Origin of the sequence: Limnobacter sp. (assembly GCF_046297615.1) — a bacterium.
Taxonomy (GTDB): Bacteria; Pseudomonadota; Gammaproteobacteria; order Burkholderiales; family Burkholderiaceae_B; genus Limnobacter.
On record NZ_JBKBHM010000001.1, the window covers coordinates 741629 to 757878 of the forward strand.

General features: G+C 59.0%; 11 protein-coding genes. 5 read left to right on the plus strand and 6 right to left on the minus strand.

The window, feature by feature from the left end; all coding sequences use genetic code 11:
* Positions 1-7: 7 nt before the first annotated feature.
* The 4 genes from prfA to ACK4FF_RS03525 all read right to left on the minus strand — a co-directional run bounded on the left by prfA (position 8) and on the right by ACK4FF_RS03525 (position 3897).
* Positions 8-1090 (minus strand): peptide chain release factor 1, encoded by a 1083-nt coding sequence (gene prfA, locus ACK4FF_RS03510; RefSeq protein ID WP_409704642.1) that lies wholly within the window; start codon positions 1088-1090, stop codon positions 8-10.
* On the minus strand, positions 1087-2361 hold the full coding sequence (hemA, locus tag ACK4FF_RS03515) for a glutamyl-tRNA reductase (RefSeq protein WP_409704644.1): 1275 nt from the start codon (positions 2359-2361) through the stop codon (positions 1087-1089). Before hemA ends, prfA begins: the two co-directional genes overlap by 4 nt.
* Positions 2362-2415: 54 nt before the next feature.
* Positions 2416-3159: a response regulator transcription factor gene (locus tag ACK4FF_RS03520; protein WP_409704646.1), complete on the minus strand. Its 744-nt coding sequence runs from the start codon at positions 3157-3159 to the stop codon at positions 2416-2418.
* A gap of 105 nt (positions 3160-3264) precedes the next feature.
* Positions 3265-3897: a TetR family transcriptional regulator gene (locus ACK4FF_RS03525; RefSeq protein WP_409704648.1), complete on the minus strand. Its 633-nt coding sequence runs from the start codon at positions 3895-3897 to the stop codon at positions 3265-3267.
* Between the two features lie 178 nt (positions 3898-4075).
* Between ACK4FF_RS03525 and ACK4FF_RS03530 the strand changes: the two genes are divergently transcribed.
* Together ACK4FF_RS03530 and ACK4FF_RS03535 are read left to right on the plus strand one after the other, a co-directional pair.
* Positions 4076-5281: an alkane 1-monooxygenase gene (locus tag ACK4FF_RS03530; RefSeq protein WP_409704650.1), complete on the plus strand. Its 1206-nt coding sequence runs from the start codon at positions 4076-4078 to the stop codon at positions 5279-5281.
* A gap of 26 nt (positions 5282-5307) precedes the next feature.
* Entirely contained in the window at positions 5308-6399 is a 1092-nt protein-coding gene (locus ACK4FF_RS03535; protein ID WP_409704652.1) for a 2Fe-2S iron-sulfur cluster-binding protein, read from the plus strand.
* A 44-nt stretch (positions 6400-6443) separates the two neighbouring features.
* On the opposite strand, the gene ACK4FF_RS03540 is transcribed toward ACK4FF_RS03535, so the two are convergent.
* Positions 6444-7274, minus strand: a complete 831-nt coding sequence (locus ACK4FF_RS03540; protein WP_409704654.1) for a hypothetical protein — start codon at positions 7272-7274, stop codon at positions 6444-6446.
* A gap of 116 nt (positions 7275-7390) precedes the next feature.
* Positions 7391-9304 carry a hypothetical protein gene (locus ACK4FF_RS03545; RefSeq protein WP_409704656.1) on the minus strand — a complete coding sequence of 638 codons (1914 nt, stop codon included), beginning with the start codon at positions 9302-9304 and terminating at the stop codon, positions 7391-7393.
* Between the two features lie 164 nt (positions 9305-9468).
* Here ACK4FF_RS03545 and ACK4FF_RS03550 point away from each other — a divergent pair, with 164 nt between their 5' ends.
* The 3 genes from ACK4FF_RS03550 to ACK4FF_RS03560 are packed head-to-tail and all read left to right on the plus strand — an operon-like array spanning position 9469 to position 16249.
* Complete coding sequence (locus ACK4FF_RS03550; protein WP_409704658.1) at positions 9469-10416, plus strand: GlcNAc-transferase family protein; 948 nt, start codon at positions 9469-9471, stop codon at positions 10414-10416.
* Positions 10413-12185, plus strand: a complete 1773-nt coding sequence (locus tag ACK4FF_RS03555) for an autotransporter assembly complex protein TamA (protein ID WP_409704660.1) — start codon at positions 10413-10415, stop codon at positions 12183-12185. Before ACK4FF_RS03550 ends, ACK4FF_RS03555 begins: the two co-directional genes overlap by 4 nt.
* Complete coding sequence (locus tag ACK4FF_RS03560) at positions 12185-16249, plus strand: translocation/assembly module TamB domain-containing protein (protein WP_409704662.1); 4065 nt, start codon at positions 12185-12187, stop codon at positions 16247-16249. The genes ACK4FF_RS03555 and ACK4FF_RS03560 overlap by 1 nt, the downstream gene beginning before the upstream one ends.
* The last annotated feature ends 1 nt before the right edge of the window (position 16250 follow it).

The following is a 16250-nucleotide window of genomic DNA, read 5'->3' on the forward strand; positions in this document are numbered from 1 at the left end:
GCGGGCCTTACTCATTCGCCGTCATTTCGGCGAGCAATTCGGCTTCATGGAAGGCGGTTAGGGCGTTCATCAGTTCGGTCAGGTCGCCGTCCATGATGTAGTCCAGTTTGTACAGGGTCAGGTTGATTCGGTGGTCAGTCATCCGGCCCTGCGGGAAGTTGTAGGTGCGGATGCGTTCAGAGCGGTCGCCCGAGCCGACCAAACTTTTGCGCTGGCTGGCTTCCTGCGCTTGGCGCTCGCGGTCGATGCGGTCTTGCAGGCGCGTGGCCAGCACCTTCATGGCTTTGTCTTTGTTGCGGTGTTGGCTGCGTTCGTCCTGGCATTCCACCACCAAGCCTGTGGGCAGGTGGGTGATGCGCACGGCGGAATCGGTTTTGTTGATGTGCTGGCCGCCCGCTCCGCTGGCACGGAAGGTGTCGATGCGCAGGTCCGAGGGGTTGATTTCAATGGCCTGCGCTTCGTCAGGCTCAGCCATGACGGCCACGGTGCAGGCCGAGGTGTGAATGCGGCCCTGCGATTCAGTGGCTGGTACGCGTTGCACGCGGTGGCCCCCCGATTCGAACTTCAGGGTTTTGTACACCTGGTCGCCTGCGATGCGCACGATCACTTCCTTGAAGCCGCCCAGTTCGCTGTCGTTGGCGCTCATCTGCTCCACTTGCCAGCCTTGGCGTTCCGCAAAGCGGGTGTACATGCGGTACAGGTCACCTGCGAAGAGGGCTGACTCGTCGCCACCGGTGCCCGCCCGAATTTCCAGCATGACATTGCGGTTGTCGTTCGGGTCCCTGGGCAGCAACAGGCGTTGCAGCTCGGCTTCCAGGCTCAGCAGTTGAGCCTGGTTGGCGTCAATTTCCTCCCGCGCCATGTCTCGCATGTCGGGGTCGTTCAGCCAGCCTTGCGCGGTTTTCAGGTCGTCTTCAAGCCGGCAATACTCGGCAAACCGTTCGGTGGCGGGCAGCAGTTCGGCGCGCTCACGGGTGACGGATTTGAACAGTGCCATGTCCTGCGCGGCGTGTTGGGAGGACAAGTGGTCGTCCAGGTCAGCCAGGCGTTCGGTCAGCCTGGTCAGCCTGGCCCGCATGCTGTCTTTCATTCGGTGTGATTGCCGTGTTTGAGGTTGAACAGCCGGGGCAGCCATTTCATCATGGCTTCCCGTTCTTCAGGGGTGGCGCCATGCAGCAGGGTCAGTGGGCCGTGCATGAACTTGGCGCTCATGCGGTGGGCCATGAGTTGCAGCACTTCATCGGGCGCTGTGCCTTTGCTCAGTAGCTTTTGCGCGTGCTCCAGTTCCAGTTGGGCAATGTCGTCGGCCCTGTGCTGCAGGTGTTGGATGATGGGCACCACGGAACGTTCGGACACCCAGCGCATGAAGCCCTGCACCTGTTGTTCGATGATGGCTTCGGCTTGGTTCACTGCCGCTGCGCGGTGGTCCCTTCCTTCCTGCACAATCTGGCTGAGGTCATCCACGGTATACAGGAACACGTCGTCCAGCTTGGACACTTGCTGTTCAATGTCGCGGGGCACGGCCAGGTCCAGCATGAACATGGGTTCGTGTTTGCGGGTTTTGCTGGCCTGCGCCACCATGCCCAGCCCAATCAGGGGCAGGGTGCTGGCCGTGCAGGAAATGACGATGTCTGATTTCGGCAGTTGCTCGGGAATTTGCCCCAAGCCAATCACCTTGGCGCCATGGGCTTGGGCCAACGCCAGGGCCCGGTCGGCGCTGCGGTTGGCAATGGTGATGCTTTTGGGTTGCTGGGCAGCAAAATGCGCGGCGCACAGTTGAATCATTTCCCCAGCGCCCACAAACAGCACGTGGCGGCGTGACAAGTCGCCGAAAATCCGTTGGGCCAGTTTGACTGCCGCTGAGGCCATGGACACGGAGTGAGCGCCAATTTCTGTGTGCGAACGCACGTCTTTGGCCACGGAGAAGGTGCGCTGGAACAATTGGTGCAGCATCAGACCAAGGGTGCCCGCCTCTTCAGCGCTGCGGGCGGCCTGCTTCATTTGGCCCAGTATCTGCGCTTCGCCCAGCACCATGGAATCAAGCCCGCTGGCCACTCTGAAGGCATGGCGCACCACGTCCTGCTGCGGCAGTATGTACAGGTGCGGCTGCAATTCGTGCATGGGGATGTTGCGGTTGTCGGCCAGCCAGTTCAGCAGGTCGCTTTGGAGCTGCTGGGCGTTTTCAGCGGCGCAGTAAACTTCGGTGCGGTTGCAGGTGGAGAGAATGGCTGCTTCCGGGGCTTTGAGCCGTTGGCTCAGGGCATGCAGGGCTTCGGTGAGGTGTTCGGCTGGAAATGCCAAGCGCTCCCGCACAGCCAGCGGGGCGGATTGGTAATTCAAACCGACTGCGAGAAGCTCCATGATGCCCTGTCTACGAACCAACCCTCAATTATACCTTGGGGGTTGGCCCGAGGCTTAACTGCTTTGTTCAAGCTGTTTGCGGATCTTGGCGAAGTCCCGCGATTTGCCGTCGGTGTCCACGTGTTCAAGCTTGTAGCCAAACCCGTACACGGGGGAAAGCCGGAAGCCCAGTTCAGGCTTGAGGGACAGCTTGGAGCGCACGCGGGAGATGTGGGTGTCCATGGTGCGGGAGGGCAGGTCGGTGTCGCGCCCCCAGACGCTTTCCTGAATATGGCCGCGCGACAGGGGCTTGCCCATGTTGCGGAACAGCAGCAGTGCCAGGTCGAATTCTTTTTGGGTCATGACCACGCGTTGGCCCTGACACACGATGGTGGTGAACTTGGGGTGGAACTCAAGGCCTGAAATCTCGAACACTTCAGGGGCGGTGAGTTCCGGGTAGGCCCGGCGCAGCAGGGCATTTACCCGCGCCACCAGTTCGCCACGGCGAATCGGTTTGATCATGTAGTCGTCGGCGCCGCAGTTCAGGGCCTCAACGATGTTCTCTTCATCGGTTTTGGAGGTGATGAAGAGGACGGGCACTTTCAGGTTCATGGATTCGCGGATCCAGACCATGACACGGGGGCCAGAGTTGTCAGGCAACACCCAGTCCAGCAGGATCAGGTCGAAGCTGTCCCGGTAAATGGCGGCCTGAAAGGCTTTGAAATTGGAAAAGGTGTGGCACTTGTGTCCCACAGCATCGAGCACCCATTTGAGCATTTCGCTCTGGGTGGCGTCATCTTCAAGAATCGCGATTCGCATGCGATCAATCCCCGGTCTTCTGTCTGTATTGGCTGTAATTCTTATGGTGAGGTTAAGTCTAACCTTCCAATCCGTAGATTAACCCTGAATGTTGCAATTTGTTAACTAGTTTGATGCGTTTTCTGTTTGCAATGCATGTATGGCGTGGGCTCCAGCAAACATCACTCCGACGATGCGCAGGGCTTTGTCGTAAATGGCGTCCCGTTCCTGAGGGGTTTCAACATAGTCCACGGCCATGAAGAGCATGTTCTGGGCGAGCACTTCCAAAACCTCGGTCATCTCCTGCTGCGGCAGGCCTGGTAACAGGCCGGAGATGCGTGGGTCGGTGCAAATATCGATGCTGATGGTGCGCAGGGTCTTTTTGAGGCCTTGCCGCATTTTTTCAAGGCTGCCAAAGGCTTCTGAAGCGCCCACCACAATGGGTTTTGGGTTTTCCACGGCCCAATCAAAAAAGCGCTTGAGCAAGACCGGCCGAATGTCCAGATCCGCTTCGCGGGCGGTGGCCACGCGCACCTCAGTGAAGGCCCTAATTACATCACGCTCAATTTCATCAATGACCGCTTGGCCCAGGCTGGCCAAGTCTTCGAAATGGCGATAGAAGGCGGGTGCGGAAAGGCCGGCTTCACGGGCGATTTCCCGAATACCGAGGCTGGAAAAACTGCGCCGGTGGTAGCTCAGGTTCAGGGCGGCTTCAATCAGCCTTTGACGGCCATGCTGGGGGGGAAGGGAGGATGTCATAGGGCGCGATTATAACCAAAACGGTCGCAAGTGTCTGAATCGTCGTGGTTTAGAGGCAAAAGTCCATTTGTCCGAATCAGGGGTTGACGTGCATGTTAACGATCGTTAACATGCAATCACGCTACTCGGAATGGCCGAACAGTTCAAGGCCATCTGACACGAACAAGGAGACAACACCATGTTGCATTACCTGAAATTCACCACCTTTCCGTTCATTGCTTTTGCAGTGCTGCACACCATGTTCCAAGGCGGTGCCTGGATGTATTCCGGCATTGTGGCGCTGGTGTTGGTTGTGGCCCTGGGCGATTTGATTCTGCCTGAGGACCGCACCGAGCCCCGTTTTCATCAAGAGTGGTTCCTGAACTTGATGCTGTGGCTCACCCTGCCGATTTTGGTCTGGTTGACCTTGCTGTTCAGTTGGGGCGTTGCACCCACGGATGTGTTTGGCTTGGACGGATTCATGAAGGAATGGTTTGGTTATGACCGTTTGGCCTTGCAAGCCGAAACCACCCCTTTCCAGTGGTTCATCGGAGCGGTGGCCGGGGCATTTCTGTATGGCGCAGGGGGAACCAATGTGGGCCACGAGCTGACGCACCGCACCTACAGCCCAAGGGACATGATTTTGGGCCGTTGGATGTTGGCGTTCACCGGTGATGCATCCTTCGCCATTGAGCACGTGTACGGCCATCACAAAAACCTGGGTACACCCCACGACCCTGCCACCGCGCAGCGTGGCGACAACGTTTACACCTTTGTGTTTCGCAGTTGGCTGGGTGGCTACGCATCGGCCTGGAAGCTGGAAAAGCAGCGTTTGGCCAAGTTCGGCCAGTCGGTGTGGAACCCGGTGCACAGCCGCATGATGCGCGGCAACCTGATGACCCTGTCGATTGCCCTGTCGGTGTATGTGATTGGTGGTGGATGGGCGCTGGCCCTGTTCTGGGTGATGTCGGCAGGCGGTAAAACCCTGCTGGAAATTGTGAACTACATGGAACACTACGGCATTGTGCGCCGCCCCGAAGACAAGGTGGAGCCCCGCCACAGCTGGAACACCAATGCGTCAGTGAGCACTGCGCTGCTGTATGCGCTGACCCGCCATTCCCACCACCATGCCGAGGCTGACCAGGAATACTGGAACCTGCGGTGCTACCGCCACGCCCCCATGCTGCCCACCGGGTACCTGGGCACCATTTTGCTGGCCTTGGTGCCGCCCCTGTACAAGCGTGTAATGACCCCTCTGCTGAACCATTGGGACGAGCATTTCGCCACGCCTGCCGAGAAAAAGTTGGCGATTGAAGCCAGCGTGAAGAGCGGCATGAAAGGCCTGAAGTCTGCCCAACTGGGCCACGTGACGCAGGCCCACACCAACAACGCTGTGTCGGCCTAAGGCCTGAACAGAATTAGGAGAACTCCATGAAATTGCTCGAATGGTTGGGTTTGCAGGGTGGTGCGGTGGGTGCGGGCAGTTCATCCCCCAAGCGCAAGGCGCGCGAAACTTTTAAAGTAAGTGTGAATGCCGGTGAGCAGTCGTTTGAGGTGGAGAAGGGCCGCAAAGTGGTGCTCAACGCGGCCTTGTCTGCTGGCTTGGGTTTCCCCCACAATTGCCGCGTGGGCAGTTGCACGCAGTGCAAATGCACGCTGAAAAGCGGCAAGGTGCGTGAACTGACCGATTCCAGTTATGTGTTAAGCGCTGAAGATCTGAAGAAGGGGATGATTCTGGCTTGCCAGTCCATTCCCGAGACTGACCTTGAAATTGAAGTGCCCTTGACCTCCGGCGGTGACCGTTTGGTGGAAACGCGCGGCACAGTGGTGAGCCAGAAAAACCTGACGCATGACATTGTAGAGCTGCGGGTGAAACTGGATGACCCCATGCCCCTGAAAGCGGGCCAATACGCTGAACTGCGCCTTGAAGAGTTGAGCCTAAGCCGAAACTACAGTTTTGCGGTGGCGCCCAAAGGCCAGGAACTTGATGAGCTGGTGTTCCACATTCGCAAAGTGCCCGGTGGGCGATTCACCGAGTGGCTGTTTGAGTCCAGCAAACTGGACACCCGCTTCAGTGTCAGCGGCCCCTTTGGCGATTTCTACCTGCGAGCCCCAGAGGGCGAGAAGCCTGCACCGATTGTGTGTGTGGCCGGTGGCAGTGGCATGGCGCCCATGCTGAGTCTGCTGGAGCAGGCGGTGTGGGCCGGTGAAACCCGGGATGCCCATTACCTGTTTGGTGCGCGCACACAACAAGATTTGTACGGTGAAAAAGACATCGGCCGAATTCAGCAAAGCTGGCGTGGGTCCATGAACTTTGTCCAGGTGTTGTCCGAAGAGCCTGCGGATTCGAACTGGACTGGTGCCCGTGGCTATGTGACCGATCAGTTGGATGCACTTAAACTGGATTGGCCGAATGTGCAGGCTTACCTGTGCGGCCCACCGGCCATGATTGATGCAGCCATTGCCAAGTTTGGTGCTTTGGGTGTGAAGCCCGAGAACATCCGGTTCGACAAGTTTGAGTAATTAACTTGACTAAGCATCAGGCTCATCCAGTGAGCCTGAGTCGATCAGGGCAGGGGTAAGCTTGCAGGCAGGTCAGACGCGCCAGGCAAGCTACCCGTGGGCAAGCTGCTGATCGGCAGGCTGTCCAGCGGCAACATCGCCAACACGTCGCCGAGTGGGGCCAGAGGTGTGCCAGCCAAGGCGTCAATCAGCGGGGCCAGTGGCGATGTGCTGCCACCGCTGTCCGTTCCCCCGTCTGTACCTCCGGTGTCTGTGCCGCTGCCTGAATCGCCACCTGAGCCGCTACCTGAACCGCTGTCTGTGCCTGTACCGGTTCCCGATCCTGTGTCTGTTCCTGAGCCGGTGCCTGTCCCCGTGTCGGTTCCTGTTGTTGTGCCTGTGCTGGTCGTTGTGGTGCTGGCTGTGGTGGTGTCACCGTCGCTGCTGACCACTGAAGCAACGGCCAAGCCGCCGCCAATCACCGCTGCGGCTGTGCTGTCCGAGCCCAGTGTCGCTGCACCCAGCAAACCTGCGCCAAACAGGCCGGTAAAGCCGCCGCTGTCGGTCATCATGACTGCGCCGTTGCCCCCATCGCCCACGGCGAACAGTTCTACCCCCTCTGACAAAGCAGTCACCTCAAAAATGGGTGCGCCTTCCGCGCCGCTGGCAATAGTGACTTGGGCTGCAGCACCGGGTGCCATGGTCACCAGTGAATCGGCTTGTTCAGGATTCATGGCTCTCAGGCTGATGTCCACCGGGCTGGTGTCCGTGTTTTTGATCACATCGCCTGCCAAAATGGCGTCACCTTGAGCCAGGGTCAGTTGTTCGCCTTGGCGCTGAACGATCACTTTTTCCGTGCTGGTGGCCACGGTGCCGATGGGTTCGGTGGTGCTCATGATGCAGGGTCCTGCTCTGTTTTGTCTCGTTGATACTTCGGCGCAATGGCTTCAGATTCACCCTGTTTGGGTGAAAAAAAACCCCGCCGGGGCGGGGTTTTTCGGCCTGACCTTGCTTAGATGGGCAACGGCAGCGATCCCAACTGGTTGGGGTCCAACTGAGACGTGATCGGTGACAGGGCTGAGCTGAGTTGCTCTGCACCGGACACGATGCCGTCTTCGATGGTTTGACCAACCTGTGGAATTTGCTCCAAAGGCGCAGCGGCCACCAGTTGTTCGGCACCGGAGACAATGGGGTCGTCGCCACCTGGCAGGGATGGCAGGCCACCGCCACCACCGGGCAGCGAGGGTGCTTCCCCGCTAAGCAGGCCAGCAAGCTGTTCCGCACCGGAGACAATGCCATCCTCAATGGTTTGACCAACCTGCGGAATTTGCTCGATCGGAGCTGCGTCCACCAGTTGCTGGGCACCGGCAACCAAGGGGTTGTCGCCGCCACCGGGCAGTGAAGGTGCGCCACCGCCGAGCAGTCCGCCCAGTTGTTCCGCGCCTGCAATGATGGCGTCTTCAATGGTTTGGCCAACCTGCGGAATTTGCTCGATCGGAGCTGCGTCCACCAATTGCTGTGCACCAGCCACAATGGGGTTCTCGTCGCTGCCGCCGCCACCGCTGCCGGCGCCTGGCAGAGAGGGAACACCGCCACCCAGCAAGCCATCCAGTTGCTCAGCACCGGCCAGAATGCCGTCTTCGATGGTTTGCCCAACTTGAGGAATTTGCTCGATAGGAGCGGCATCTACCAACTGCTGTGCGCCAGACAGAACTGGGCCCGCGTCGTCACTTGGTGCAGGTGTGGTTGGTGGTGGGTTTTCGCCGCCAGGTGCGGGCGTCGTTGCGGGCGGGGTCGCGTCCGCTTCTTTGCCCAACACGGGCTGCAGAACAGGGCCCAGTCCGGGAATGGCGGAGGCTGCATCGGAAACCATAACCACTGCGTCGGACAGCGTCCCCACGCCGCCAGCCACTGGAATGAGGGCTGCGCGCAGGGGGCCTGTCAAGGCGCCGTCTTCGCTGGCGCCTTGGTCAATCGCTTGAGCGACTGAGTCCAAGCCACCGGCAACGCCCACTGGGCGTTCAATCGGGGTGTCAGCCAGAGCACCGGCCACAGTGCCCACGAGTGGTACCAAACCAGTGGGGTCGGCAGCGCCAGCGCCTGCCACTTGAGTGCCGACGTCAACCAGCAGGTTGGACAAGCCGTTGAACCCTGCATCGGTAATTTGGCCGCCAGACGGGTCTGCTGCAGCGGTGTCGCCGCCCAAGAAGAAGCCCAGGCCATCGGTCAATGGTGCCAGAGGGGTGTCTGCGCCACCGGCCACCAAGCCGTTGGCTGCTTCAGACACCAAGCCAGCCGCACCAATGGCCTGTTCGGGTGCATCGGTGGTCGCTGGAGTTGTTTCGGCAGTTGTGGATACACTTGACGGATCCGGGTCGTCTGGCTTGTCAGTCGTTACTGGAGTTGAAGAACTAGAAGGCATAGGAGTGGTGGTTTCTTTGTCGCCATCTCCGTCGCCACCGTTAATAACGTTGTCATCGCTGGAGGCGGCAAAGCCGAGAATACCCAAGCCGGCCAGTGCTGCAGCTGGACCCAAGCCAGCTCCAGAGGCCAGCAAACCAGCGCCGATCAGGCCGCTGGTTGCGCCTTCGTAGGGCACCAGCGTGGCTGAGCTGACTTCGTCAGCCACGTCGTACAGTTCAACGCCTTCGCTCAGGGCGACCACTTCGGTGCGCGATGCGCCGCCGACGGTGGGGTTGGCGACCTCACGCAGTTCAGCACTGGCACCAGGTGCCAAGGACAGCAGCGTGGAACCCTGGCCCTCATATTGGGGGGGGAGCATCACTTCAATATCGGTGTTGGTGGTGTTGGTCAGTACATCACCCCAGGCCAATGCGGCATCTTTTTCAAGAGCCAACTGTTGACCGGCGCGTGTAACATCCAATCCCAAGGTGTTGGATTTAATGGTAGCAACTGGAGAAGCCATGAATATTCCTCGTTAAACTAGACGGGGTTTTGTAAGTTCGACACTTACGGGTTTTACTGACACAGGTCCGTAAATGGATTCAAGGCCCGTAAATTTATTTTTACGGTTTATAAGTCTTTGATTTGTAATTATTTTGACGGGCAAAAGGGCGAACTGTTCATTCAATGAGAGACATTCAAATTCACATTGCGTCCTACAACGACCCCTTGTTGTTGCACACAGTGCGTACAGCGCTGGCCCACGCTGCTCACCCGGAGCGCCTGCATTTCGCGATTTTTGACCAACAGGCGGCTTCCATGGCCTGGGTTTTTGCTGAAATCCCACGTGTTCGCTACCTGTGTGTGCATCCCCGCCACAGCAAAGGCGCCTGTTGGGCCCGTTCCATGGTGGCCACCCTGTACGAGGGCCAGCCTTTGGTGTTGCAAGTCGATGCCCACATGCACTTTGACCACCACTGGGATGTGATCATTGAACGGGAATTCGAGCGCATCGAGAAGGTGATCAAAAAGCCGGTGATGTCGTCTTACCCCCCCTCATTTGAAATTGAGGCCAATGGGTCGGTGACCCTGCGCCCATTGCCGCGCGGCAAAGTCTTGGTTCATGTGCCCAACGAGGGGACGGAGATCAAGGAGGAAACTCCTGCTTTTGTGTTTGGTTCAGTGTGGCGTGACTCACCTGTACCCCTGCCCGGCATCCATCTGGCGGGTGGCTTTTTCCTCACCCTTGGCCAATTCATCAACGAAGTACCTTACGACCCCATGGTGTATTTCCTGGGTGAAGAGCAAAGCATGTCGGTGAGGGCTTTCACCCATGGCTGGGACATCTATCACCCCACGGTGATGCCCATCTACCACCTGTACAGAAAGCCGGGCGAGGTGTCGGCCAACCAGCACTGGAATGCCGAGTTCGCCCGCATGCGGACACGCAGTCTGGCTGATTTTCAGGCCCGCTCGAACGCGCGTTTACGGGCACTGTTTTACGAGGGCGAGCAACTTGGGCCCTTTGGGTTTGGGTACGTTAGAAGCTTGTCCGACTATGCCCGTTTCAGCGGTATCGACTACGAGGCGCGAACCATCAATTGGGACCTTTACCGCAGGATGCTGAAACGTTGAGTGCATTCCTGAAGTACACATGGGCTTGGCTGTTGCTGGCCTGTTGCCCCATCCACTTTGCACTGGCTGCGGAGCCTTCGCCTGCAACCCCGGTCGTGAAGATTCAAGCGCCCGATGATTTGAGCGACCTGTTGAACCAAGCCATGGCCCCTGTGCTGCGCAGTGCCCGTGTTGAGGATGAGGGCGATGTGTGGCAACTGTTTCGTCGCTTACGCCCGGCGCTGCGTGATGCGCTGGGAACCCGCGGGTATTTTTCGCCTGTGGTGAACCGTGTGGTGCCTGCCGCCAGTGCCACTGGGCCAGACACCTTGGTGCTGCGCATTACCGTAGACCCAGGCCCGCAAAGCCGGGTGAGCGACCTGAGTATTGAGTTTGATGGGGCCATCAATGGCCCTGAGTTTGCGGCTCGTCGCGATAAATTGAAAACGCTCTGGTTGTTGGGGGTTGGGCAGACGTTCAGTCAGCAGGAATGGGCCAGCAGCAAAGACCTTCTGCTGCGTGACTTGCTGGCGCGGGATTTCGCAGCAGCCACCTTGGCAGAAAGTGAGGCCTATGTGGACCCCGAAAACAACTCGGTGAGTTTGAAGGTGGTGTACGACAGTGGGCCGGTGTTCACCTTTGGAGACCTGAAAGTAGAGGGGTTGAACAAGCACGGCGCGGACCTGATTGAACGGTACAACACCATTGAGCCGGGCGACCCCTATGTACAGGAACGTTTGCTGGGTTTGCTTTCCGATTTGCAGAACACCAGTTACTTTTCTTCGGTGGATGTGAAGGTGGATGTGGACGACCGCAGCCCGCAACGCACCCCCATTCTGGTCACCGTCACCGAAAGTGACAGCAAGCGCCTGGGGGTGGGCGGCGGTTACAGTTCCAACACCGGCTTTAGGTCTGAGATCACCTATCAGTTCAACAACCTGTTTGACCGTGCGTACACCCTCAACACCGGGGCCCGGCTTGACCAGAAGCGCCAATCGGCCTTTGCCGATTTGTTCCTGCCACCCAAACAAAACGGCTGGAAAGACTCGCTGGGTTTGTCGCTTGACCACCAGACCGTGGGCAACCTCGAGGTGAACCGCAACGCCATTGGGGCGATACGCGCCTTCACCGTGGGTGTGTCCGATTACAAGCTTGGTTTGAACCTTCAGCAGGAAGAGCGTCGCACCACGCAGGGGGTGAACTTTGGTTCGACCCAGGCTTTGGTGGCAAGTACGGCCATCATTCACAACCGGGTCAATGACCGTCTGAACCCCAGCAATGGTTATGTGGCCCAAGGCCAAGTGGCGGTGGCCTCCGAAGCGTTGGCGTCTGATCAAGACTTCATGCGTTTGTACGGCAAGGTTCAGCAGTACTGGAGCAGTGAACCCGCCCGCCATGTGTGGCAGGCGCGGTTTGAATTGGGCACTGTGTTGGCCGGGGCCCGCCGCGATATTCCGCAAGACTACCTGTTCAGGGCGGGGGGCACCAACAGCCTGCGCGGGTTCAACTTTCTGGATGTTGGTGTGCGCGATCAGGGCGTGCTGGTGGGTGGCCGCCGTTTGGTGTTGGGCAGTCTGGAATACACGCGCTGGCTGCGTGGCAACCTTGGCGCTGCGGTGTTCACCGATGTGGGCGGCGTAGCCGACAACCTCAGCACGCTGGACGTTCAGCGGTCGGTTGGGGTTGGGGTGCGTTACAAAAGCCCCGCGGGCCCAATTGCGCTGGACATTGCCAAAGCGGTGGATCAGAGCCGACCGCGCATTCATTTCGCCTTGGGGGTGGCATTTTGATGAAAGTACTGACCCCCAAGGCGGTGCGACTGTCCGCTTGGGCGCTTTCCGCTGTGTTGATGCTGGCCGGGTTGCTGGCTGGCGCCGCCTGGGGTTTGCTGGCAACCGAAGCTGGCACCCGTTGGGCTTTGTCCTTGGTGCCAGGAGTCCAGGCCGAGTCGGTCCGTGGAGCGGTGCTGTCGGAACTGTCGGTGGGCCAACTGACTTGGCAAGGGCAGGATGCTGCGGGTCAATTGCGTGTCGTTCAGTTGCAAGGCTTGTTGCTGGCGCTTCAGCCTATGGAACTGCTGAGTGGGACCTTGCGCATCAAAAAGATGCAGGCTCAAACCGTGAGCCTGAGACTGCCCCCCAGTGCTGATGACAGCCCGCTCAAGCTGCCGGATTCAATACGACTGCCCATCGGCATCGAACTGGATTCACTGAAAGTGGATACCTTGGTGTTCAATGGAACCGAGGTGCAGCGCATTGACAGCAAGGCCAGCTGGCAGGGCACAAAAGTTCAGCTGGAGCACCTGAACGCCAAGGCCTTGGACACTGATGTGCAATTGGCAGGCCAACTGACCACGGCCATCCCCTATACCCTGCAGGCAAAGTTGACTGCCCAGCGCGAGCAGGGCGCATTGAACTTGAACGCACTTATGCTGCTGAATGGCGACCTGCAGAATCAGCTTGAGGCCAGCGTGCAAGCCGATGGGCGACATGCCCGACGGGGCTTGGCACAAACAGTCAATGCACAGGCTTTGCTCAAGCCGTTGGCCCCTTTTCCACTGAAGAAGCTCAATGCCAAAGGGCAAAGTTTTAACCCGGCAGATTGGTGGCCTGGTGCGCCCACAGCGTTGCTTGACCTGGATGTTCAGCTTCGGCCCGATGACACCGGCACGCAGGTCGAGGGCTTGGTTCATCTGCAAAACCGCGCCCCGCAGGTGTTGCCCGCAGGTGGTTTGCCTGTCGCCAGTTTGTCCATGCCTTTGACCCTGAGCATTCAAGAAGGCCAGCTTAAGGCGGTGGACCTGCCAGCGATTGAACTCCAACTTGCTGAACGGCAGAACAAGGCCGGCCAGGTGTCGGCGCAGGTGAATTGGCAGAACACCGGCGGTGCCTTGGGTCAGGGTGAATTGATGCTGCAGGCCAGGGAGGTGTTGCCCTCCCTGTTTCACACCGAGCTTGCGGCCAAACCTATCCAGTTAGAGGCGCAGGCCCGCGTCGATCAAGGGCGCCTTGTGGTGGAGCAATTGGCGCTTCAGGGTGGAAACCAGCGTGTGATAGCCACTGTGGACTCTGCACTGACAGGGACGTGGGCCAGCAAGGCAGAAATCAACTGGACTGGCCTTAGCCCTGCTTACTGGCTGCGCAAGCCGCCCAATATGGCGGCCATGCAGTTGGAGGGCAAATTGAGTTTTTCCGGCAATCTGAAAAGCTCAAAACGTGAGCCTGAGTCATGGAACCCGTCCGGTCGATTGCAACTGGATTCTCTGAATTCGCAGATTGCACAAACCCCAGTTGTGCTGAAGCTGGATGTTCAAGGGTCGGTGGCCCGGCTTGATCAGGTGGCTCTGAACGCCGATGTGCTGGGCAATACAGCCACAGTCAATGGTCAATATGGCCAGGCCAAAGACAGCCTGGTGGTGAAGGCTCAATTTCCCAAATTGCAGGCCTTGGGGCGTGCCTTGGGCTTGAAGCTGAACGGCACCGTGGCCGCCAATGCCAATGTCAGTGGACAGTACCCAGCCGTTCAGGCTCAGGGGAATCTGGATGTGCAGTCATTCCGTTTTGCAGACACTGTGTTGGTGCAGTCCGTTCAATCCAGTTTTGCGATCGGTGCGGATGATCAATTCCCCTGGGAAGTTGACCTGAATGTCAATGGGGTCGGCCAACCACGCGGGGGCACTGCTGCGGAGCAGACTCGCCCCGCCGAGGATTGGGTGCGTTCAGCCACTATTCAGGTTCGGGGCAAGCGTACGCAGCACACCATTGCTGTTAAAGCGGACACTGGTTTCAACGTGTTCAGTCGCCAACGGGCGCTGAAGCTCAACCTGCAAATGCAAGGTGGCGTGCAGCCACTAAGCCGCGTACCCGGGAAGCCTTTGGGCTGGTCAGGTGTCATTCAGGCCTTGCGTGTGGAAGGGCTGTGGGCCCCGGCGCGAAGCCTCGCCTTGCAGGGGGCCAGCGCCTTGAGCGTGGCACCCTCGTGGGTGGAATCCGCGAATCTGGTGTTGCAGGGCGAGGATGGCACACGCATCGACAGCAAGCTGGCGCAGTGGACCCCCACGTCCTTGAAACTGGAAGGCAGCATTCCCAAGTTCGGCGTACCCCGTTTGTCACCCATCCTCAAAACGCAGGTGTCGGTGGAGCCCAAAGACTGGGTGTTGGCCGCGCAATGGCGGGCCCTGAGCACGCCGGGCCTGCTGGATGCAAAGTTGGACATCAACCATGTGTCAGGTGGTTTACAGATTCTTGAGGAGTCGCAACTGGATGTGCCGATTCAGCGCATGCAGGCCGGGTTGGTATTGAACCGCCAGTCGGCCGATTTGAATGTGGATTTGGCCGCGCCCGGCTTTGGCTCTTTGCTGGCCAATGCCACTTTGCCTGTTGAAAAAAACGCCTTCACCGGTACATGGGGGCTGGCTGGCCGCAAACCCATGCAGGGTTCTTTGGCGGCCGCATTTTCCCAGTTGAACTGGTTGGGCCCAATGCTCAGTGGGGGCATACGCACGCAGGGCAGCGGCCAGATTGCAGTGGCTTTGTCAGGCTCAGTGGATGAGCCTGACATGCAAGGCCGTTTGTTTGCCAATGGCCTGGATGTGTTTCATTTGGACCAAGGTGTGCGCTTGGAAGAAGGCGAGTTGGTGGTGGATTTCAACCGCGACCGCGCCCGCATCGAGCAGGCAGAGTTTGTGGTGCGGCATCGCCAACCACCGCGCCGCCGCACCGATGAGCTGGCGCCACTGCTTCAAGGCAATGGGCGTGTCAGTGCAGCCGGTGAATGGCGGCTGGACGGCCTGAATGGTGCAATTCAAGTCAAGGCCATCAAGGCGCCCTTGGTCCAGCGCTCTGACCGCTGGGTGATGCTCGATGCAACGGTGGATGTGACCCAACCCAAAGTCGATGGTGAGCCGCTGAAGGTCAGGGGGGATGCCCAAGTCTTGGGGGCTTACATCGAAACACCAGAAAGCGGTGTGCCCACACTGGGCGATGATGTGGTGATCAAAGGCCAAACCGCCACAGGCGGCGCAGGTTTGCCGCTGGATGTCATTTTGCAGGTGCGTTTGGGCGAGAGGGCTTACTTGAACGCGCAGGGCTTGAAAACCCGGCTGGATGGCGGTTTACGTTTGACCCTTCAAGACGGAGTGGGTGGCAGTGGCGTTCGCCGTTCAGGGCGACGGTTGGCGGCTACGGGCACCATTCAGGCCGTGGATGGCACTTTCCGCGCCTATGGGCAGGATTTGACCATTGAGCGTGGTGTCGTCAACTTCCAGGGCCCGTTGGAAAACCCGGGGCTGAATGTTCGTGCTGTTCGAAAAGGGTTGGCCGTGGAAGCCGGGGTTGAGGTCACCGGCACCGCGCAGCGGCCCAAGGTCACCTTGGTCAGCGACCCGGGCGTACCAGATCCTGAAAAGCTGTCGTGGATGATCATCGGGCGGGGCAGCAATGCCAGCGACCGCGACCAAACCTTGCTGTTGACTGCCGCAGCCGCGCTGTTTGGTGACGACGATGAAAGCCCGGTGCGCAGACTGGCCAAGCGCGTGGGGGTGGACGAGTTTGCGCTGACCACCGGTTCGCTCACCGCAGCCGATTCCCGCGCGGTGGGCAGCAAGGTGGCGATTGCGCCAGGTGCTGATGTGTCAGCCACGGTGGTGGGGGAGGGTGACCCACTGCTGTCACAGCGTATTGTGTCGCTGGGCAAACGCCTCAGCAATCGCTTGCAGGCCAGTGTGGAACAGTCGCTGACTACCACAGCCAACATCGTCAAGCTGAACTATCAATTGTCCCGACAGATGAGTGTCATTGCGCGCACTGGTGCCGACAACGCGCTGGACGTGCTGTATCAGATCTCTTTCGATTGAG

Excerpts from the sequence above, each read along its gene's own strand:
- ACK4FF_RS03520 (WP_409704646.1), bottom strand. The coding sequence starts at position 3,159 with ATGCGAATCGCGATTCTTGAAGATGACGCCACCCAGAGCGAAATGCTC.
- ACK4FF_RS03530 (WP_409704650.1), top strand. The coding sequence starts at position 4,076 with ATGTTGCATTACCTGAAATTCACCACCTTTCCGTTCATTGCTTTTGCA.
- ACK4FF_RS03535 (WP_409704652.1), top strand. The coding sequence starts at position 5,308 with ATGAAATTGCTCGAATGGTTGGGTTTGCAGGGTGGTGCGGTGGGTGCG.
- hemA (WP_409704644.1), bottom strand. The coding sequence starts at position 2,361 with ATGGAGCTTCTCGCAGTCGGTTTGAATTACCAATCCGCCCCGCTGGCT.
- ACK4FF_RS03540 (WP_409704654.1), bottom strand. The coding sequence starts at position 7,274 with ATGAGCACCACCGAACCCATCGGCACCGTGGCCACCAGCACGGAAAAA.
- ACK4FF_RS03545 (WP_409704656.1), bottom strand. The coding sequence starts at position 9,304 with ATGGCTTCTCCAGTTGCTACCATTAAATCCAACACCTTGGGATTGGAT.
- prfA (WP_409704642.1), bottom strand. The coding sequence starts at position 1,090 with ATGAAAGACAGCATGCGGGCCAGGCTGACCAGGCTGACCGAACGCCTG.
- ACK4FF_RS03560 (WP_409704662.1), top strand. The coding sequence starts at position 12,185 with ATGAAAGTACTGACCCCCAAGGCGGTGCGACTGTCCGCTTGGGCGCTT.
- ACK4FF_RS03550 (WP_409704658.1), top strand. The coding sequence starts at position 9,469 with ATGAGAGACATTCAAATTCACATTGCGTCCTACAACGACCCCTTGTTG.
- ACK4FF_RS03525 (WP_409704648.1), bottom strand. The coding sequence starts at position 3,897 with ATGACATCCTCCCTTCCCCCCCAGCATGGCCGTCAAAGGCTGATTGAA.